The sequence below is a fragment of the Candidatus Pseudomonas auctus genome, assembly GCF_048654275.1.
GTDB classification, from domain to species: Bacteria; Pseudomonadota; Gammaproteobacteria; order Pseudomonadales; family Pseudomonadaceae; genus Aquipseudomonas; species Aquipseudomonas pharyngis.
On the sequence record NZ_JBJYZK010000006.1, the window covers coordinates 292,006 to 311,820 of the forward strand.

At 61.9% G+C, this 19,815-nt stretch carries 18 protein-coding genes, 1 tRNA gene and 1 pseudogene; 15 read left to right on the top strand and 5 right to left on the bottom strand.

Going from position 1 to position 19,815, the window contains the following annotated elements; translation table 11 throughout:
* Positions 1 to 35: 35 nt before the first annotated feature.
* From ACKUG4_RS14465 to ACKUG4_RS14505, 9 genes are all read left to right on the top strand, one after another.
* On the top strand, positions 36 to 1,061 hold the full coding sequence (locus tag ACKUG4_RS14465) for an NAD(P)H-dependent glycerol-3-phosphate dehydrogenase (protein WP_064598625.1): 1,026 nt from the start codon (positions 36 to 38) through the stop codon (positions 1,059 to 1,061).
* 18 nt (positions 1,062 to 1,079) lie between these two features.
* Positions 1,080 to 1,427: a DUF4389 domain-containing protein gene (locus ACKUG4_RS14470; RefSeq protein WP_039772859.1), complete on the top strand. Its 348-nt coding sequence runs from the start codon at positions 1,080 to 1,082 to the stop codon at positions 1,425 to 1,427.
* Positions 1,424 to 1,876 carry a phosphohistidine phosphatase SixA gene (gene sixA / locus ACKUG4_RS14475; RefSeq protein WP_445434251.1) on the top strand — a complete coding sequence of 151 codons (453 nt, stop codon included), beginning with the start codon at positions 1,424 to 1,426 and terminating at the stop codon, positions 1,874 to 1,876. The genes ACKUG4_RS14470 and sixA overlap by 4 nt, the downstream gene beginning before the upstream one ends.
* Before the next feature lie 81 nt (positions 1,877 to 1,957).
* Positions 1,958 to 3,613, top strand: a complete 1,656-nt coding sequence (locus tag ACKUG4_RS14480) for an AMP-binding protein (protein WP_445434252.1) — start codon at positions 1,958 to 1,960, stop codon at positions 3,611 to 3,613.
* A 31-nt stretch (positions 3,614 to 3,644) separates the two neighbouring features.
* Positions 3,645 to 4,088: a hotdog fold thioesterase gene (locus ACKUG4_RS14485; protein ID WP_007957810.1), complete on the top strand. Its 444-nt coding sequence runs from the start codon at positions 3,645 to 3,647 to the stop codon at positions 4,086 to 4,088.
* A 118-nt stretch (positions 4,089 to 4,206) separates the two neighbouring features.
* Positions 4,207 to 5,013 (top strand): alpha/beta fold hydrolase, encoded by an 807-nt coding sequence (locus ACKUG4_RS14490; RefSeq protein WP_445434253.1) that lies wholly within the window; start codon positions 4,207 to 4,209, stop codon positions 5,011 to 5,013.
* Positions 5,010 to 5,864 carry an alpha/beta hydrolase gene (locus tag ACKUG4_RS14495; protein ID WP_074688149.1) on the top strand — a complete coding sequence of 285 codons (855 nt, stop codon included), beginning with the start codon at positions 5,010 to 5,012 and terminating at the stop codon, positions 5,862 to 5,864. The genes ACKUG4_RS14490 and ACKUG4_RS14495 overlap by 4 nt, the downstream gene beginning before the upstream one ends.
* 127 nt (positions 5,865 to 5,991) lie before the next feature.
* Entirely contained in the window at positions 5,992 to 6,798 is an 807-nt protein-coding gene (locus ACKUG4_RS14500) for a DUF4892 domain-containing protein (protein ID WP_221397918.1), read from the top strand.
* A 70-nt stretch (positions 6,799 to 6,868) separates the two neighbouring features.
* Positions 6,869 to 7,909, top strand: coding sequence for an AI-2E family transporter (locus ACKUG4_RS14505; protein ID WP_039772850.1), 1,041 nt, complete (start codon positions 6,869 to 6,871; stop codon positions 7,907 to 7,909).
* 611 nt (positions 7,910 to 8,520) lie between these two features.
* Here the strand turns inward: ACKUG4_RS14505 and xopAW are convergent.
* The 3 genes from xopAW to ACKUG4_RS14520 all read right to left on the bottom strand — a co-directional run bounded on the left by xopAW (position 8,521) and on the right by ACKUG4_RS14520 (position 11,281).
* Entirely contained in the window at positions 8,521 to 9,372 is an 852-nt protein-coding gene (gene xopAW, locus ACKUG4_RS14510) for a XopAW family type III secretion system calcium-binding effector (RefSeq protein WP_445434254.1), read from the bottom strand.
* Positions 9,373 to 9,482: 110 nt separating this feature from the next.
* Entirely contained in the window at positions 9,483 to 10,532 is a 1,050-nt protein-coding gene (locus tag ACKUG4_RS14515) for a sensor histidine kinase (protein ID WP_085612102.1), read from the bottom strand.
* Positions 10,532 to 11,281 (bottom strand): response regulator, encoded by a 750-nt coding sequence (locus tag ACKUG4_RS14520; RefSeq protein WP_039772900.1) that lies wholly within the window; start codon positions 11,279 to 11,281, stop codon positions 10,532 to 10,534. Before ACKUG4_RS14520 ends, ACKUG4_RS14515 begins: the two co-directional genes overlap by 1 nt.
* A 295-nt stretch (positions 11,282 to 11,576) precedes the next feature.
* Here ACKUG4_RS14520 and pyrF point away from each other — a divergent pair, with 295 nt between their 5' ends.
* Complete coding sequence (pyrF, locus tag ACKUG4_RS14525; RefSeq protein WP_007960372.1) at positions 11,577 to 12,275, top strand: orotidine-5'-phosphate decarboxylase; 699 nt, start codon at positions 11,577 to 11,579, stop codon at positions 12,273 to 12,275.
* A 52-nt stretch (positions 12,276 to 12,327) separates the two neighbouring features.
* Here pyrF and ACKUG4_RS14530 read toward each other — a convergent pair whose 3' ends face one another.
* Positions 12,328 to 13,332: an NADP-dependent oxidoreductase gene (locus ACKUG4_RS14530; RefSeq protein ID WP_445434255.1), complete on the bottom strand. Its 1,005-nt coding sequence runs from the start codon at positions 13,330 to 13,332 to the stop codon at positions 12,328 to 12,330.
* 228 nt (positions 13,333 to 13,560) lie between these two features.
* On the opposite strand from ACKUG4_RS14530, the gene ACKUG4_RS14535 reads away from it, so the two are divergent.
* From ACKUG4_RS14535 to ACKUG4_RS14550, 4 genes and pseudogenes are all read left to right on the top strand, one after another.
* Positions 13,561 to 14,322 carry an SDR family oxidoreductase gene (locus ACKUG4_RS14535; protein ID WP_007917441.1) on the top strand — a complete coding sequence of 254 codons (762 nt, stop codon included), beginning with the start codon at positions 13,561 to 13,563 and terminating at the stop codon, positions 14,320 to 14,322.
* 196 nt (positions 14,323 to 14,518) lie between these two features.
* Positions 14,519 to 15,919 carry an aminotransferase-like domain-containing protein gene (locus ACKUG4_RS14540; RefSeq protein WP_445434256.1) on the top strand — a complete coding sequence of 467 codons (1,401 nt, stop codon included), beginning with the start codon at positions 14,519 to 14,521 and terminating at the stop codon, positions 15,917 to 15,919.
* A gap of 147 nt (positions 15,920 to 16,066) precedes the next feature.
* Positions 16,067 to 17,131 (top strand): annotated as a pseudogene (locus tag ACKUG4_RS14545) (HAMP domain-containing protein); the annotation flags it as partial.
* Complete coding sequence (locus tag ACKUG4_RS14550; protein WP_445434260.1) at positions 17,129 to 17,992, top strand: methyl-accepting chemotaxis protein; 864 nt, start codon at positions 17,129 to 17,131, stop codon at positions 17,990 to 17,992. The pseudogene ACKUG4_RS14545 and the gene ACKUG4_RS14550, both read left to right, overlap by 3 nt.
* A gap of 602 nt (positions 17,993 to 18,594) precedes the next feature.
* Here ACKUG4_RS14550 and ACKUG4_RS14555 read toward each other — a convergent pair.
* The gene (locus ACKUG4_RS14555) at positions 18,595 to 19,353 is read right to left on the bottom strand and encodes a hypothetical protein (protein WP_011335462.1); all 759 of its coding nucleotides are present in this window, start codon (positions 19,351 to 19,353) and stop codon (positions 18,595 to 18,597) included.
* A gap of 388 nt (positions 19,354 to 19,741) precedes the next feature.
* On the opposite strand from ACKUG4_RS14555, the gene ACKUG4_RS14560 reads away from it, so the two are divergent.
* Positions 19,742 to 19,814, top strand: a tRNA-Glu gene (locus ACKUG4_RS14560).
* Position 19,815: the final 1 nt, after the last annotated feature.

The window sequence follows — 19,815 nt, forward strand, 5'->3', positions numbered from 1 at the left end:
CGGCATCGCCACTGGTATGGATTAACGGATTACATATGACTGAACAGCGCCCGATTGCGGTCCTGGGAGGCGGAAGTTTCGGTACCGCCGTGGCCAATCTGTTGGCCGAGAACGGCCATCAAGTCCGGCAGTGGATGCGTGACCCCGAGCAGGCCGAGGCCATCCGGGTCAATCGCGAGAACCCGCGTTACCTCAAAGGCATCAGGATTCTGCCCGGCGTGACCGCGGTCACCGACCTGCAGGAAACCCTCGACGCCTGCGATTTGTGTTTCGTCGCGTTGCCGTCCAGCGCGCTGCGCACGGTGTTGGCAGCGCACGCCGAACGCCTGAGCGGCAAGATGCTGGTCAGCCTGACCAAGGGCATCGAAGCCCACACCTTCAAACTGATGAGCCAGATCCTCGAAGAGATCGCCCCGCAGGCGCGTATCGGCGTGCTGTCCGGGCCAAACCTGGCGCGGGAAATCGCCGAGCACGCACTGACCGCCACCGTGGTCGCCAGCGAAGACGAAGAACTCTGCAAAGCCGTGCAGGCCGCATTGCATGGCCGCACTTTCCGCGTCTACGCCAGCGCCGATCGTTTCGGCGTGGAGTTGGGCGGCGCACTGAAAAACGTCTACGCGATCATCGCCGGCATGGCGGTGGCGCTGGAAATGGGCGAGAACACCAAGAGCATGCTGATTACCCGGGCGCTGGCCGAAATGACCCGGTTTGCGGTGAATCAGGGCGCCAACCCGATGACCTTCCTCGGTCTGGCCGGTGTCGGCGACCTGATCGTCACCTGCTCGTCGCCGAAAAGCCGTAACTACCAGGTCGGTTTCGCCCTCGGTCAGGGTTTGAGCCTCGACGAAGCGGTGTCGCGCCTGGGTGAAGTGGCCGAAGGCGTCAACACCCTGAAAGTGCTCAAGGCCAAGGCTCAGGAGGTTGGCGTGTACATGCCGCTGGTCGCCGGATTGCATGCAATCCTGTTCGAAGGGCGCACGCTTGAGCAGGTGATCGGTCTGCTGATGCGTGCCGAACCGAAAACCGATGTCGACTTTATTTCCACCAGTGGTTTCAACTGATTCAGCAGGGAGCAGGCCATGAACGATCCGAAAACCGAAGCCAAATATGAATCCATCCTCCTGCGGGTGTTGTGGATGATTGTTTACATCCTGGTCTGGCAGGTGGCGCAGTTCATCCTCGGCGCGGTGGTGCTGGTGCAGTTGATCTATCGTTTGTTCTATGGCGCCCCGAGCGCCAGCCTGATGAATTTCGGCGACAGCCTGAGCCAGTTTCTGGCGCAGATCGGCCGTTTCGGCAGCTTCCACAGCGACCAGAAACCCTGGCCGTTCGCCGACTGGCCGGCGCCGCGTACGCCGGAAGGTGAAGCGCCACACGTTGTTGCGCCGGCACCGCATCCGGCCCGGGATGAGGAACCCAAGCTATGAAACTCTGGGTATTGCGTCACGGTGAGGCCGAGCCCTATGGCTCGCGCCCCGACTCCGAGCGGGAACTGACCGACCACGGTCGCAAGGAAGTGTTGAGCAGCGCGGCCCGTTTGATGGGCCAGCCGCTGACGGCGATCTACGCCAGCCCGTACCTGCGGGCGCAGCAGACGGCGCAACTGGTACGCGAAGCGCTCGGCTTCGAGCCGGAAATCCGTACAGTCGAGTGGTTGACCCCGGAAGTTGACCCGGACCGCGTGGCCGAGCAACTGGTGTCGGTGAGCAACGTGCTGCTGGTCAGCCACAATCCGCTGGTGGGCAATCTGCTCAGCTACCTGCAACACGGTGCGGGCTACCCACCGGAAAAAGTCAGCACCGCCGGGCTGGCCGAGCTCGAACAAAGCGAGTTGCTGATCGGCTCGATGACGCTCAACAGCCTTAAACATCCCTGAAATTTTTTGTATGAAATAGTCAACCAAGCACTTGCTTGGTTGACTACGCTTGCTCCAGACCAAAAAACAGGAGCGAGTCGAATGTCTTCCGCCTTCCGTTTGCCGCTGGACGTGTTTTACGAACGCGAGGCCCGGCACCCGCGTCAGCGTTTTCTGGTGCAGCCGATCGGCGGCGGGCAGGTCGAGACACTGACCTGGGCCGACGTCGGCCATCAGGCCCGCTGCGCCGCGCACTGGCTGCGCTCCCGGGAATTGCCGCAAGGCAGCCACATCGCCCTGATCTCGAAAAACTGCGCGCACTGGATCATCGCCGACCTGGCGATCTGGATGGCCGGGCACGTTTCGGTGCCGCTCTATCCGAACCTCACCGCCGAATCCGTGAATCAGGTGCTGACCCACTCGGAAAGCGTGCTGGCGTTCATCGGCAAACTCGATGACTGGCCGAGCATGTCAGCGGGCATACCGGCCGGCCTGACCACCGTCAGCCTGCCGCTGCATCCACCGGGCACATTCGATTTCAACTGGGATGACCTGCAACGCAGCTCGCCGATCCAGGACGATCCGCGTCCCGCCGCCGAGCAACTGGCGACGATCATTTACACCTCCGGCACCACCGGCCAGCCCAAGGGCGTGATGCACAGCTTCGCCAATCTCGGGTTTGCGACGACGCGCGGCACGCAGCTGTTCGGCCTCAATGAGAACGACCGGCTGCTTTCGTATCTGCCGCTGTGTCATGTCGCCGAGCGGATGTTCGTCGAGCTGGCGTCGATCTATACCGGGCAGACGGTGTTTTTTGCTGAAAGCCTCGACACCTTTCTTGCCGATCTCAAGCGGGCGCGGCCGACGGCGATGTTCGGGGTGCCGCGGATCTGGACCAAGTTCCAGATGGGTGTCTACAGCAAGATCCCGGCGAAACGCCTGGATTTGCTGCTCGGTCTGCCTTTTATCGGCCGACGGATCGGCCACAAGGTCCTGGCCGGATTGGGACTGGATGCCCTGCGCGTGGCGCTGTCCGGTGCGGCGCCGGTGCCGCTGACTTTGTTGCGCTGGTATCAGAAACTCGGGCTCGACGTGCTGGAGGTCTACGGCATGACCGAAAGCTGCGGTTATTCGCACATCTGCCTGCCGGGGCAATACAAGGAAGGCTGGATTGGCCGGCCGTGCCCCGAAGTTGAAGTGCGCATCGATGAGTCCGGCGAAGTGCAGGTGCGCAGCCAGGCGAACATGCTCGGCTATTTCAAGGAACCGCAGAAAACCGCCGAGACCCTCACCGAAGACGGCTTCCTGCGCACCGGCGACAAGGGCGAACAGGACGCCGAAGGGCGTTTGCGCCTGACCGGGCGGCTCAAGGAAATCTTCAAGACCAGCAAGGGCAAATACGTCGCCCCGGCGCCGATCGAAAACCGTCTGGCGGTGCATTCGCGGATCGAGCAGGTCTGCGTGGTCGGCGATGGCCTGAGTGCGCCGCTGGGGTTGTGCGTGCTCTCGGCCGTGGGCCGGGAGGAGCCCCGCGCACCGCTGCATTCGAGCCTGGAAAAATTGCTGGAGGAGGTCAACGCCGTCCTCGACAAGCACGAGCGCCTGCGCCGGCTGGTGGTGGTCAAGGACAGCTGGGCGGTGGAGAACGGCTTCCTCACGCCGACCTTGAAGATCAAACGCAACATCATCGAAGACACCTACGGAGCACGTTTCGAAGAATGGAGCGAGCGCAGCGAGGCGGTGCTGTGGCAGGATTGAGCGTCGATCAAAACAACAAAGGAAGCCTGCGATGACCTTGTGGCGCACCACTCCGAACATCGAGCAGTTGAACGCAATCCAGAAAAACACCATCGGCGAAGTGCTGGACATTCGCTTCGAGTCCTTCGACGAGGAATCGCTGACGGCCAGCATGGTCATCGACCATCGCACCCATCAGCCTTACGGCCTGCTGCACGGCGGCGCCTCGGTGGTGCTGGCGGAAACGGTCGGGTCGATGGCGAGTTACCTGTGCATCGACGCCAGCAAGTTCTATTGCGTGGGCCTGGAAATCAACGCCAACCACTTGCGCGGCCTGCGCAGTGGACGAGTGACGGCGGTGGCCAAACCGATCCACATCGGCCGCACCACCCACGTCTGGGATATCCGCCTGACCAGCGATGAAGGCAAGGCCAGTTGTGTGTCGCGCCTGACCATGGCGGTGGTGCCGCTGGGAGAACAACCGCCGGCGCGTTAATGGCCGCAGCGTCATAGCCCTGACCGGACTGTCATCATTCCTGGCAGTTACGGTCATTGCTGTAGGACGCGGTCTTACGGACAATCAACGCCTGTTTTCCGCTCATGGATTTGCCGGTATGTCGCAACCGATCTTCTTCGCCCACGCCAACGGTTTCCCTTCGGGCACCTACGGCAAACTGTTCGCGGCGCTGGCGCCCGAGTACCGGGTCGCGCATCTGGAACAACATGCCCATGACCCGCGTTTCCCGGCAGGTGATAACTGGTATCACCTGGTCGATGAACTCATCCATCATCTTCAACAGCAAGACGAGCCGGTGTGGGGCGTGGGCCATTCCTTCGGCGGCATGCTGCATTTGCACGCCGCGCTGCGTTGCCCTGAACTGTATCGGGGCGTGGTGATGCTCGACTCGCCGGTGCTGACCCGCACCGATCAATGGGTGATCCGGGCCGCCAAGCGTTTTGGTTTCATCGACAAACTGACCCCGGCCGGCCGCACGCTGGGACGGCGCGAAGAATTTGCCGATCTGGACAGTGCCCGTGGTTATTTCGCTGGCAAGACCCTGTTCCGCAGCTTTGATCCGGAATGTTTCGATGCCTACTTGCAGCACGGTCTGCACAAGGTCGGCGACAAGCTGCGTCTGCGCTTCGATCCTGCGACCGAGATCAGCATCTATCGCGGCGTGCCGCACACCAGTCCTGCGCATACCCGGCAATTGAAAGTGCCGCTGGCGGTGGTACGTGGACACAAGAGCCGCGTGGTGATGAACCACCACACCCGATTTGTCGGACGCCTGCCTCAGGGCGAGGCGCTGACCGTGCCCGGCGGGCACATGTTTCCGCTTGAGCGTCCGCAGGACACCGCACAATTACTGAAAAACCTGTTCAATCGCTGGGAGCGCCGGCAAGACAAGGATTGCGCATGAACCCCGCCGTTGAAGAAGTGCGCCTGAGCCTGCCGCATATCGAACTGGCGGCACACCTGTTCGGCCCGGAAGATGGGTTGCCGGTGATCGCCCTGCACGGCTGGCTGGATAACGCCAACAGCTTCGCGCGCCTGGCGCCGAAGCTCAAAGGCTTGCGCATCGTGGCGCTGGACATGGCCGGTCACGGGCACTCCGGGCACCGGCCGAACGGCGCCGGTTACGCGCTGTGGGATTACGCCCACGACGTGCTGCAGGTCGCCGAGCAACTGGGCTGGAAACGTTTCGGCCTGCTCGGGCACTCCATGGGCGCCATTGTTTCGCTGGTGCTGGCCGGGTCGTTGCCCGAACGCATCACCCATCTGGCGTTGATCGACGGGGTTATTCCTCCTACCGACAAAGGCGAAAATGCCGCCGAGCGCATGGGCATGGCCTTACAGGCGCAGCTCGATCTTCGGGAAAAGCGCAAACCGGTCTACAACACCCTCGACCGGGCGATCGAAGCGCGGATGAAAGGGCTGGTGGCGGTCAGTCGCGAAGCCGCCGAACTGCTGGCGCAACGCGGACTGATGCCGGTGCCCGGTGGGTACACCTGGCGCACCGACAACCGCCTGACTTTGCCTTCGCCGCTGCGTCTGACCCAGGAACAGGCGATGGCGTTCGTGCAGCGCATTGCCTGCCCCGCACAATTGGTGGTCGCCGCCGATGGCATGCTGGCCAAGCATCCCGAGCTGCTGGAACGTCTACCCTTTGCCCGGGAACAGCTGCCGGGCGGGCATCATCTGCACCTGAACGATGAGGCCGGGGCCGAGCTTGTCGCAGACTGTTTCAATCGGTTCTTCGCCATTCCTTGACTTGCTCCCGGCAACTGTCGAGGCTGGGCGGGTTGAAATGGGAGACAACCAAGATGGATTTCTACACCGCTGCGACTTCGAACTGCCCCCAAGGCATCCAGGCCATGTCCCTGCGATGAGCCTGTCCATGCGATCTATCAGTCTGCTGGCGCTGTGCTGTTTCAGTCCCTTTCTATTCGCTGCCGACCTGCCGGGCAGTCAGGACTTGCCGATCGTGCCGCGTGTGGCCGATGCGCAGATCGTCGACTATCGCCCCGCCGTGGAGCTGGAGCGGATCTACCCGCTCGGCTCGATCCGCAAGATCAGCGGTCAATTGCGTTTCGACGGCCAGGTCAGCGCCCGGGGGCAAACCACCTCGGTAACCTATGAGTTGCCGCCGGAACATTCCGCCACCGAAGCCTTCACTCTCGCTCGCGAAGCCCTGCAAAAGCAGGAGGCCCAGCTGTTGTTCTGGTGCCAGGCCCGGGATTGCGGCGAGAGCAGCCTGTGGGCCAACGAGGTGTTCGGCAACGCCAAGCTGTACGGTGCCGACGAGCAGCAGGCCTATCTGCTGCTGAGGCTCGCGGCCCCGCGCGACAACACGCTGGTGGCGCTGTACAGCATCACCCGGGGCAATCGCAAAGCCTATCTGCACGTTGAGCAGTTCGAGGCGCTGGCCCCGCTGGGTGACCTGCTGCCGACTTCGGCCACGCTGCTGCGGGAGCTGAAAAGCACCGGTGAGCTGGACTTTCCAAAGCTGGCCGGCGATCCGGATGACACCTGGCTGCGCCTGCTGTCCCGTGGTTTGAACCTCGACACCACCTTGCGGGTGACGGTGTCCGGGCCGAAAGCCGAGGCCTGGCGGCAGGCGCTGATCGGGCAGGGCGTGCGCGCCGCGCGAATGGAAACCGGCAGTGTCGACGGCGAAGGTCTGCGCATCGATCTGTTGCGATAAGGTGTCTTTGGCGGACACGCTCGACGTGTTCGCCTACTCTTTGCCTGACTGATTTTTTTCGAGATTTCACATGCCCAATAATGATCGTCTGTTGGTGCAGATCCTGTTGCTGGTGCTGTTTGGTGCCAGTTTCTGGGTGATGGCGCCGTTCTGGTCGGCGCTGTTCTGGGGCGCGGTGCTGGCGTTCGCCAGTTGGCCGCTGATGCGTTTGCTGACCCGCTGGCTCAATGGCCGGGAATCGCTGGCGGCCCTGGTTCTGACCATGGGCTGGATGTTGCTGGTAGCGGGGCCGCTGGTGTGGCTCGGCTTTAACCTGGCCGATCACGTGCGTGACGCTACGGCGTTCATCAAGGATGTGCAGGTCGACGGGCTGCCCGAGGCACCGAGTTGGCTGGGCGGCGTGCCTTTGGTGGGTGAGCGTCTTGTCGGGATCTGGAACAGCATCGATCAGCAGGGCGCGGCGCTGATGGTGACGGTCAAACCCTATCTGGGGCAGGTCGGCAACTGGCTGCTGGCGCGCAGCGCGCAGATCGGCAGCGGGATTCTCGAGCTGACCCTGAGCATTGTCTTCGTGTTCTTTTTCTACCGCGACGGGCCGCGGCTGGCGGCATTCGTACACAGTCTGCTGGAACGCCTGATCGGTGACCGGGCCGGGTACTACATCGATCTGGTGGCCGGTACCGTGCAACGGGTGGTCAACGGGGTGATCGGTACGGCGGCGGCGCAAGCGGTGCTGGCGCTGATCGGGTTCCTGATTGCCGGGGTGCCGGGGGCGCTGGTGCTGGGGATCGTGACGTTTCTGCTCAGTCTGATTCCGATGGGGCCACCGCTGGTGTGGATTCCGGCCACGGCATGGCTGGCCTGGAAGGGCGAGTACGGGATGGCGGTGTTTCTCGGGATCTGGGGGACGTTCATCATCAGTGGCGTGGATAACGTACTCAAGCCGTATCTGATCAGCCGGGGTGGGAATCTGCCGTTGGTGATTGTGTTGCTTGGGGTGTTTGGCGGCTTGATTGCGTTTGGGTTTATCGGGTTGTTTATTGGGCCTACGCTTTTGGCTGTTGCTTATAGTTTGTTGACGGATTGGAGTAAGAGTCAGGCTCGGGTTTGAGGCTTTGGACTTGGCGGCCTTTGGGCCGACCAGGCTCTTTGGGATTGGGTGAATATCCGTTTCTTCGGGTGTTGCCGCTGGCGGTTTCGCTTTTACAGCGACTCCCTTTGGCAAACGCCGGAATGCCGGCCCAGCCCAAAGGAAGCAAAGGTCTTAGCCCCTGCGTTCGGCGCCTCGCTGTGGCTCGGCGTTCCTTCGCTCCGGGATTCATCCGGGGGCATCGCCTACGGTTTGCTTCGCTGCACCTCCTCTCGATGCATGCGGCTGCGCCGCACGGTCGCTGCGCTCCCACCCCCGGATAAATCCCTCCACTCAGCCTTCCGAAGGGGCCGGTACGTCAAAAGCGGTACTCGAGCTAACGCTCATTGTGTTGAGTGGTGGGAAGCCAAAGCGAAAGCCAAAGCCAAATCAGGAGTGGGGTTGTATATGTTTTTGAAAACCTGAGTTCACTTCGGTATTTCACGTCGGTGTAGTTCGCTTAAACACCTCGGTCGGTCCCCTCTCCCTCTGGGAGAGGGCTAGGGTGAGGGCAGCTTTGATGACACATCGCAGAGCCAAAGCAAACCACTCACCCAGCCAACCTCAGTCGTCCCTCAAATCCTCACCCAATCTCAAGTCGCCACATTCAAATACTTGCCCACCGACGCAGTGCTTTCGAGCGAGTACTGCTTGCTCAGATTGGTAATCATCCGGTTCAGCGCTTCGGTGGTGGTTTGAGTATTGCTGGCGGTCTGTTCGTCATCCGGGCGTTCGCGACCTGCATGCAGTGCAGCTTTCAGTTCGTCGCTGCTGACGCCTGCGCTGCTGTCGCTGTCCAGCATCTTGAGCAGGGCGGCGGCGGTGTCGGTGTTGTTCGGTGAGTTGCTGTCGCTGACCTGCAACGCGCTGTTCAGTTCGGTGGCGGTAACAGTGCCGTCGCCGTCTGCATCGAGTTGGCTGAAGAGTTCGTCGCTGGAGGCTTGCGGGGGTGGCGGTGGGGTGAGGCTGGCGGCGAGTTCGTCCTGGCTGACGACGCCGTCTTCGTTTTTGTCCAGGGCCGAGAAGATTTTGCTGCTGTCGGCGGTGCTGCCGGCGCTGGTCAGGCCGTTGCTCAGTTCGTCGCTGCTGATGGCGCCGTCGCCGTCGGCGTCGAGGGCGCTGATCAGGGCGTCGGCCAGTTCGGTGTTGGGGGCCTGGTCGCCAGGAGGCGGTGGGGGCGGGGCCATGGCGGTCATTTCTTCGGTGCTGAGGCTGCCGCTGGCGTCGCTGTCCAGATCGCCGAATTGTTTGCTCAGGCTGACCAGCAGGCCGTCGTTGGACTTCTGCGACAGGGCGCTGCCGAGTTCGTCCTGATCCACCGCGCCGTCGCCGTTGCTGTCGAGTTTGGCGAACAGTTCCTTTTGCAGTTGCTGGCTGCGGGCGTTTTGGGTGGAGGTGCTGCTGGTGCTGGTATAGCTCGTGTAGTTGCTGACGCTACCGATCATCGGGCTCACTCCTTGGACTGGAAAACCGGTGGGTGTACCGGCTTATGCAGCCTCAAGTTGCAAGGTGTCGTGGGTATGTGGGGTTTGTACCGGCCGGTACACAGTCGGGATCAGTGGCGGGGCAGTTGGATCACGGCGGTCAGGCCGCCGCCGGGTGTTTCTGCCAGGGTCAGTTGTCCGCCCTGTCGTTGCGCGGCTTCCCGGGCGATGGTCATGCCCAGGCCGACGCCGCCGGAGTTGCGGTTACGTGAGCCTTCGAGGCGGAAGAACGGCTCGAATACCGCTTCACGCTTGTCCGCCGCGATGCCCGGGCCGTGGTCGATGACGCGGATCAGCAGTTGTTCGCGTTGGTCTTGCAGTTCGATGTGCGCTTGGCCGGCGTAGCGCAGGGCGTTGTCCATCAGGTTGTTGATGCACGAGCGCAGTGCCATCGGTTGCACCTGCAGCGGGGCGCAGTGGCCGCTGACCTGAACGTCGGCGCCTTGATCCTGGGCGTTTTCGCACAGTGATTCGACCAGCGCCTGCACGTCCATCAACTGCAAGGCCTCGCTGGTGCGCTGTTCGTGCAGGTAGGTGAGGGTGGCGTCGAGCATGCCGATCATGTCGTCCAGATCCTGGCGCATCTGGCCCTGCAGTTTGTCGTCGCTGATATTTTCCAGACGCAGTTTCAGTCGCGACAGCGGGGTGCGCAGGTCGTGGGAGACGGCGCCGAGCATCCGCGCCCGTTGCTGCACCTGTTCGCGGATGCGCTGCTGCATCAGGTTGAAGGTGTACGCAGCCTGCCGTGCTTCCCGGGGGCCGGTTTCGTCCAGCGGCGGGCTGTCGAGGTCTTCGCTCAGGCGCTCGGCCGCATCGCTCAGACGCTGGATCGGTCGGGTCAGCAGCTTGGCGCCGTACCAGGCGGCGATGATCAGCGAGATGAACTGGAAGGTTAGCGGCACGATCGGCCCGCCGAACCAGGGTCGCGGTGGACGGGGCGGGTAGCGTGGATCCTGAGCCGGCTGTTGGCCGTCGAGGTTTTGCGAGAACTCCGGCGGCGGTGGCGGGGGCGGTGGGCCGTAGAGGCGGAACCAGGCGAAGGCCAGCAGGTGCGCCAGGACGATCGCCACCAACAGCATGCCAAACAGGCGGCCGAACAGCGTGTCGAAGCGCGCCCGCATCAGCCGATGTCCCGGGCGTCGAACAGGTAGCCTTCACCACGTACGGTCTTGATCAGTTGCGGGGCTTTCGGGTCGTCGCCGAGTTTTTGCCGCAGACGCGAGACCAGCAAGTCGATGCTGCGGTCGAAGGCTTCGATCGAGCGGCCACGGGCGGCGTCCAGCAACTGTTCGCGGCTGAGCACCCGGCGCGGGCGTTCGATGAACACCCAGAGCAGGCGGAATTCAGCGTTGGACAGCGGCACCACCAGACCATCGTCGGCGATCAACTGGCGCAGGACGCTGTTCAGGCGCCAGTTGTCGAAGCGAATGTTCGCACGCTGTTCGCTGCGGTCGTCGCGCACCCGACGCAGAATCGTCTGGATCCGCGCCACCAGTTCCCGGGGTTCGAACGGTTTGGCCATGTAGTCATCGGCACCCAGTTCCAGGCCGATGATCCGGTCGGTGGGTTCGCAGCGGGCGGTGAGCATCAGGATCGGGATGTCCGATTCAGCGCGCAGCCAGCGGCACAGCGACAGACCGTCCTCGCCGGGCAGCATCAGGTCGAGCACCACCACGTCGAAATGTTCGGCCTGCATCGCCTGGCGCATCGCCGCGCCGTCGGTGACACCGCTGGCGTGAATGTTGAAGCGGGCCAGGTAGTCGATCATCAATTCACGGATCGGCACGTCATCGTCGACGATCAGGGCACGAATGCTCCAGCGCTTGTCGTCTTTCTGCTCGTCGTTCACGGAGGCTTGGGAGTTGTGCATGAGGCTGTTCATCTGCCAGTAGGCCGCCAACCACAAAGATAGGCTGCGAGGTTGTGGTTTCAGCATAGGCGTCCGGCCGTGAGGCGGGAAGGGCTGCTGTAAGGACTTGTTGCGGCTGGCGAGGCTAGCGCGGGCGCATGTTGTCGGCGTGTCGGTTGTGTATCGGGTTCGACACAATACTCTGCAAGGCTATGCTGATCACGGTTGGCGCGACGATTTACCGATCATCGGGTGCCGCGCCGCCGCCGGTTCCGCTACAATGCGCGCCGATTTCGACTTGCCTGAGAGCCCATCCATGTCCGCCTGCCAGACTCCTATCATCGTCGCCCTGGATTTCCCTACCCGTGACGCCGCACTGAAGCTGGCCGACCAGTTGGACCCGAAACTGTGCCGGGTCAAAGTGGGCAAGGAACTGTTCACCAGTTGCGCCGCGGAAATCGTCGGCACCCTGCGTGACAAGGGTTTTGAAGTATTCCTGGATCTTAAATTCCACGACATTCCCAACACCACGGCGATGGCGGTAAAAGCCGCGGCAGAGATGGGCGTGTGGATGGTCAACGTTCACTGCTCCGGCGGCCTGCGCATGATGGCGGCCTGCCGTGAAGAGCTGGACAAGCGCAGCGGTCCGCAGCCGTTGCTGATCGGCGTGACCGTGCTGACCAGCATGGAGCGTGAGGATCTGGCGGGTATCGGTCTGGACATCGAGCCGCAGGAGCAGGTGCTGCGTCTGGCGGCGCTGGCCGAAAAGGCCGGGATGGACGGTCTGGTGTGCTCGGCGCTGGAAGCCACTGCGCTGAAAACCGCGCATCCATCGCTGCAACTGGTGACCCCGGGGATTCGTCCGGCGGGCAGCGCCCAGGACGACCAGCGTCGCATCCTGACCCCGCGTCAGGCGCTGGATGCCGGTTCCGACTATCTGGTGATCGGCCGTCCGATCAGCCAGGCGGCGGATCCGGCCAAGGCACTGGCCTCGGTGGTTGCCGAACTGGCCTGAGCGAACAGCTGAAGAAACAATGAAGGGAGCCCGATGGCTCCCTTCATTGTTTTCAGACCTTCAACACCAGCTTGCCGAAGTTCTCGCCGCTGAACAGTTTGCCCAGGGTCTCGGGGAATGTTTCCAGGCCTTCAACGATGTCTTCCTTGCTCTTGAGCTGACCCTTGGCCATCCACCCGGCCATTTCCTGGGCGGCACTGGCGTACTGCGTGGCGTAATCCATCACCACGAAGCCTTCCATCCGCGCGCGGTTGACCAGCAGCGACAGGTAGTTGGCCGGGCCTTTGACCGCTTCCTTGTTGTTGTACTGGCTGATCGCGCCGCAGATCACCACGCGTGCTTTCAGGTTGATACGGCTGAGTACGGCGTCGAGGATGTCGCCGCCGACGTTGTCGAAATACACGTCCACGCCTTTCGGGCATTCGCGTTTGAGACCGGCCAGCACGTCTTCGCTCTTGTAGTCGATGGCACCGTCGAAGCCCAGTTCATCGATCAGGAACTTGCACTTGTCGGCGCCGCCGGCGATGCCGACCACCCGGCAGCCTTTTATTTTGGCGATCTGCCCGGCGATGCTGCCGACCGCGCCCGCGGCACCGGACAGCACCACGGTGTCCCCGGCCTTCGGCGCGCCGACATCGAGCAGGGCAAAGTAGGCGGTCATGCCGGTCATGCCCAGTGCGGACAGATAAACCGGCAGCGGTGCCAGTTTCGGATCGACCTTGTAGAAACCTCTTGGCTCGCCGAGGAAATAATCCTGCACGCCAATGGCACCGTTGACGTAGTCGCCGACGGCAAACCCCGGATTGTTCGACGCGACGACTTTACCTACGCCCAACGCGCGCATGACTTCGCCCAGACCCACCGGCGGAATGTAGGACTTGCCTTCGTTCATCCAGCCGCGCATGGCCGGGTCGAGGGACAGGTATTCGTTCTTGACCAGAATCTGCCCTGCCGCCGGCTCGCCGACCGGTACTTCCTGATAGGTGAAGGTCTCGCGGGTGGCGGCGCCCACTGGGCGTTTGGCGAGCAGGAACTGGCGATTGGTCTGGTTGGTCATGACAGGCACTCGAATTGAATGAAGCCTTGTTGATAGACCTTCATGAGCGATGCCGCAAGGTTGGCTCACGGGGCGAATGCAGGCTGATCCAGTACGGTGATAGTGCAGGCCTGGGTTTCATCACTGCGATTCATGCAAGCCTAACCGGCCTTCTGATAGTGCTGACGTCACTCAGGCCCCTGTGGCTATGCTGCCTTCATCCATTCCCCCGCATTCGAGGACATAACAATGAGCATGACGTTTTCCGGTCAGGTAGCCGTCGTCACTGGCGCGGCCAACGGCATCGGCCGCGCGACGGCCCAGGCATTCGCCGCCGAAGGTCTGAAAGTGGTGGTGGCCGATCTGGATGCGGCCGGGGGCGAGGGCACCGTGGCGCTGATTCGTACAGCCGGTGGCGAAGCGACCTTCGTGCGCTGCAACGTGACCGTCGAAAGCGAAGTGAAAAATCTGATGGACGAGGTGATCAATACCTACGGCCGTCTCGACTACGCCTTCAACAATGCCGGGATCGAAATCGAGAAAGGCAAACTGGCCGAAGGCTCGATGGACGAGTTCGACGCGATCATGGGCGTCAACGTCAAGGGCGTCTGGCTGTGCATGAAGTATCAGCTGCCGTTGCTGCTGGCTCAGGGTGGCGGGGCGATCGTCAACACCGCGTCGGTGGCTGGATTGGGCGCCGCGCCGAAGATGAGTATCTACGCGGCTTCCAAACATGCGGTGATCGGTCTGACCAAGTCGGCTGCGATCGAATACGCCAAGAAGAAAATCCGCGTCAACGCCGTCTGCCCGGCGGTGATCGACACTGACATGTTCCGTCGCGCCTATGAAGCGGACCCGAAAAAAGGTGAATTCGCCAACGCCATGCACCCGGTCGGGCGCATTGGCAAGGTCGAGGAAATTGCCAGTGCCGTGCTGTATCTGTGCAGCGACGGTGCGGCCTTTACCACCGGCCATTCGCTGGCCGTGGATGGCGGCGTGACCGCCTTCTAAGGTGGCGTCGACCGAGTCAATAAACGACCCGCCCACTGGCGGGTTTTTTTTCGCCTCGGGAGCGGTTCCTTTAGCCCGCTAAACAATGTGTTTCAAATGGTGAGAACGGAGCCTTTTGGCGGTTTTGTCGCACAGCCTCAAGGGCGTGGCTGTGATTTACTGCCGCCAGCAAAAACGGACAGGAGTTTGCGTGCTCATGGAATTGAGAATTGACCGACAGGCAATGGTGCCGGTCGTACAGCAGATTGTTGACGGGTTGACCGAGTGGATCATGCAGGGGCAGGTGCCGCCGACGACGCGTCTGCCCTCCGTGCGCGAGATCGCACGGTGCAATTTGCTCAGCCAGTCCTGCGTCATGGAGGCTTGCGAGCGGCTGGTGGCGCAAGGGGTTCTGGCCTCGCGTCAGGGCTCGGGATTCATGGTGGCGGCTTCGTCGCCCGATTGTTGCAAGGCGATCGATGGCTCCGGGTGTGAGGGGGAGCGCACCGGGGGCGATCCGGCCCTCCGATGGCGCGGCGGTTTGACGCTGGGGAGTGGCGTCCTGCCAGAGAGTTGGCGCGAGCCCGATGATCTCGGCTATGCGATCCGCGAGGTGACGCGCGCCGACATGGCCAGCCTGTTCAACTACAGCACGCCACTGGGGCTGCCGGCGTTGCGCGAGCAGATCGTCAAGCGCCTGGGATTGCTGAGTATCAAGGCCGTTGAAGAACAGGTGATGACCACCGCCGGCGCCAGTCACGGACTGGACCTGATCGTGCGGACCTTGTTCAAGGCCGGTGATTGCGTCGTGGTAGAAACCCCCGGTTATGCGCCGCTGTTCGATCTCCTGCGCTTGCATGGCGTGCGCATGCTGGAGGTTCGCCGCATGGCGGGCGGGCCGGATGTCGAGGCCCTCGAGGCGTTGCTGCAGCAGTTCCGACCCTCGGCGCTGTTCATCAACAGTCATCATCACAATCCCACGGGCAGTTGCCTGGTGCCGGCGGTCGCCCGACGCATCCTGCAGCTGAGCAGGATCTACGACCTGCGGCTGATAGAAGATGATGTCTATGCCGACCTGCACAACGGCAGCGGCACTCGTCTGGCAGCGCTGGATGACGAGGAGCGGGTCATTTACGTCGGCAGTTTTTCCAAGACCCTGAGCAGCTCGCTGCGGGTGGGTTTCGTGCTGGCCGATGGCGAGCTGATCGAGCGGATGGCGCGGGTCAAGATGATCAGTTGCATGGGGACCCCAAGGTTCTGCGAGGCGGTGCTGGCCGGGATGCTTGCCAGTGGTGCCTATCGAAAACTGGTACAGCGTCAGCGTCAGCGGCTTTCCACTGATCGTGCGGCTGCTCTTCAGGCGCTGGAAGACGCTGACTGGGAGGTGTTCGGCAAGCCCACGGGCGGCCTGTTCATCTGGGCACGTTCGCCAGTGGCCGATGAGGCGCGCCTGCGCAGGCATGCTCTGCGATGCGGTGTGCAGTTGTCCTGCGCAACGTCGTTCAGTCCCAGTGGCGAAGCCTGCGACTGGCAGCGGATCAACGTGGCTTACGCCTGCGATCCCCGGGCACGGCAGTTTTTTCGCGATACAGCCATGGATCGACCTCGAACGTTCTGAAAACGACGCGTGCGTAGCTTTTTGCCATTATTCCGACGCCAGAGACTTGTGCTGGTTCAAGGCCGTTGCGAATCTTCGACAACAGACTATGGCAGGGGACTACGCGCAATGATTTCGGCCGTGCAAGGACGTTTTGCCAACCTCGGTATGGCAAAAAAACTGGGTATCGGGTTTGTGCTGGTGTTGTTGCTGACTGCACTGGTGGCGGCGATTGGCGTCTGGTCCCTGCAAACCATCAGCCAGCGCTTCGATGGCCTCAAGCAGATGTCATCGCTCAACAGTGGCCTGCTCAAGGTGCGGCTGCTGGAGCAGGACTACGCCTTGCATGGCAACCCGAAAACCGTCGAGGCCTTGCACGAAGGTGTCGACGGTCTGGTCGCCATGGCCGACCAACTCAAGATTTTGTCGCCGGGCAATGAGTCGGTCATGAACGACGTCCAACAGTCATTGGGCGCTTACCGCAAGGCGTTCGATGAATTCGTCTCGTTGTCCCAGGCCAAGGATCTGGCGCTGGAGATGGCCAGTTGGTCGGTGTCCAGCGTCGCCAACAATCTCGATGTGTTGCAGGCCGGTCTGGCCGACGACGGCGCGTACACTCTGAAAGACAGCGAGGGCAAGGACGGGGCGCAATTCATCGAGCAGGCCGGCCAGGTCAGTCAGGTCTCACGGTTGATGTTGCAGGCGATGAACGAGGCGCGGGTACGCCTGGATCAAAGCCGCAAGGGTGATGACAGCGCAGGTCAGGGCAATATCGAGCAGGCTGCGCAAGCCCAGGCGCAAGCCGAGCAGCTTAAGTCCACGGTCAAGGACGAAGGCTATCTGACGGTGCTCAATGAAGTGTCCGGGCACATTGCCGGTTTCAGCGACAAGCTGGCCGAGTACACCGGGTTGCTGGCCCAGGAAAAGACTGTCTATCAACAGCTGCACCAACGGGCCGACGAAGTCGTGGCGCGGGTCCAACAGGCCTATGTTGCGCAAGACGGCGCCATGCAGAGCGAACTGAAAAAGAATTCGGTGCTGATCATTGGCTCATCGGCGCTGGCGTTGCTGGTCGGGCTGATTGCGGCGTGGGTGATTACCCGGTTGATCGTTGCACCGTTGCGCAGCGTGATTCACGTGGCGCAACAGATTGCGGCCGGTGATTTGAGTGGAACGATCGAGGTATCGCGCCGTGATGAAATCGGTCAATTGATGCTGGCCATGCAGCAGATGGGCGCGGGCTTGAGCACGATTGTCAGCGGGTTGCAGGCGGGTATCGAACAGTTGGCCAGTTCGGCGCAATCGCTGTCGGCGGTGACCGAGCAGACCAACCTTGAGGTCAGCAGCCAAAAAGAGGAAACCGAGCAGGTTGCGACGGCGATGAACCAGATGACCGCCACCGTTCATGATGTGGCGCGCAATGCCGAAGAGGCGGCGCTCGCGGCGCAGACCGCCGATGGCAAGGTAGAAAGTGGCCAGCAGGTGGTGCGTCAGAGCATGGCGCGGATCGAGCAACTGGCGGATTCGGCGACCTCGGCCAGTTCGAGCATTGAAAGCCTCAGTGCGGAAATCCAGAACATCGGCACGGTGCTGGGGGTGATCAAGAGTGTCGCCGAGCAGACCAATCTGCTGGCGCTCAACGCGGCGATCGAAGCGGCGCGGGCGGGCGAGCAGGGCAGGGGCTTTGCGGTGGTCGCCGATGAGGTGCGGGCGCTGGCCCGGCGCACGCAGCAGTCGACCGAGGAAATCGAGCGGCTGGTCAGTGCCTTGCGTTCGGCGGCGCATTCGTCGGTGCAGCAGATTCAGAGCAGTGGCGAACTGGTGAAACTGGCGGTGAGCGATGCGTTGCAGACCGAGAGTGCGCTGGGGAGTATTGCGGCGGCGGTTTCGTTGATTCAGCAGATGAACCAGCAGATTGCGGCGGCGGCCGAGGAACAGAGTTCGGTGGCCGAGGAGATCAATCGCAGTGTGACGAGTATTCGGGCGAGTGCGGATCAGTCTTCGATTGCGATGCGCGGGAATGCGGCTTCGAGTGTTGAGCTGGCGCGGTTGGGGAGTGAGCTTCGGGGGATGGTGGGGCATTTCCGGCTTTGACCTTGGCGGCCTTTGGGCCGACCAGGTTGTTGGTTGTTTGGGGTGAATATCCGTTGCTTCGGGTGCTGCCGCTGGCGGTTTCGCCCTTACGGCGAGTCCCTTTTTCAGACGCCAAAAAGGAACCAAAAGGCTGGGCCCCTGCGTTCGGCACCTCGCTGTGGCTCGGTGTTCCTTCGTTCCGGGATTCATCCGGGGGCATCGCCTACGGTTTGCTTCGCTGCACCTCCTCTCGATGCATGCGGCTGCGCCGCACGGTCGCTGCGCTCCCACCCCCGGATAAATCCCTCCACTCAGCCTTCCGAAGGGGCCGGTACGTCAAAAGCGGTACTCGAGCTAACGCTCATCGTTTTGAGTGGTGGGAAGCCGATGCCAAAGCAGAAGCAAGAGTAGAAGAGGCAGAAGGTGCGGCAGTGTGAGTTGAGTTGCATGTGTTTCAAAACCCGAGTGCGACTCGGTTTTTCACGTCGGCGTACCTCCCCCAAGCAATGCGGTCAGTCCCCTCTCCCCCCGGGAGAGGGTTAGGGTGAGGGCGCTTTTGATTTTGATCTTTCCCGCGGGCAATAAAAAAGCCACCTCCCGGTGGCTTCTCTCTTTGACTGTACTCAGTCGTAAATCACTTTCTTCTTCCAGTCCGCATCAGCCTCGACATCCTTGAGGCCGGCAGTCAGTTGGTTTTCTTCGCCTTCGACCGGGGCGATCTTGTCCATGACCTGGGCGTTGGCGCGGGCCAGGAGTTTTTCCAGGTATTGGAGTTGTTCGGCGTAGATTTGCGGGTCCTGCTGTTTGCGCAGGTATTGCACGCCGCGTTCGAAGGCGAGGCGGGCCTGGCCTGGCTGGTTTTGCTGGAGGGCGTGTTGGCCGAGGTTGTTGAAGAACTCGATGTGCAGCAGCACGAGGATGTGGCGTACTTCGCGGATCCAGTGTTTGGCTTCGTTCGGTGGCAGGAAGCCGTCCTGGGCGGCGCGGGTGATCTGGCCGTGGAGGGCTTCGAGGAGGAAGCGGACGTCTTTGGCCTTGGCTTCGGTCTGGATCGGTGCCGGCGGGTTGTTGACCGGGATCGATTCGCCCTGGGCGACGAGGGCGCTCAGTTCGGTGATGCGGGCCTTGGTGGTGGCGCTGGTCTTTTCCAGGTTCAGCAGGCGCTGGCAGACGTTCAGCTCGAGGCGAGTCAGCAGCAGTTTGAGGGCCGGGGTCATGAACTGGCCGGGGAAGGTTTCGGTCAGTTCGCCGCAACGGCGCAGGCGGTCATTGAGTTCGACCTTGGTGCGGGCCTTCTCCAGTTTGGTGTTTTCCACCACATGGTTCATGTAGCCAATGGCGATCAAGATTGCGATCCCGGCTATGACTAGCAGGGTGATCATGAGTGGTGTCACCGGTAAGACCTCTTTATAGGGTTCGCGTGCGAGTGTAGTGGCTTGGCATACAGGAGCCTAGCGCCGCTCGACGGGTTTGGATCGGCGAAGCTGAATCTGTATCGGCCAGGAACCGGCTTATATAAATGCTGGCCCTTGGGGTGCAGATTGCCATCACCTGTGCCGTGGACTATAACGCCTTGGCGAGTGTCGGAATATAGGCGTCAATCGTCGGGCGACGCAAAAGCCGGAAACGGTGCGTAAAGCAGGTCGAAGTCATTGATTTAAATAAATTTATATCTGGGGGTTGACGACCTTTCAATCCATCCATAGAATGCGCGCCACTTGCAGCGTAAAGCACACAGCGAAACGCGGCAGGGAGTGAATGTTGTAGTGTGTCCCCTTCGTCTAGTGGCCTAGGACACCGCCCTTTCACGGCGGTAACAGGGGTTCGAGTCCCCTAGGGGACGC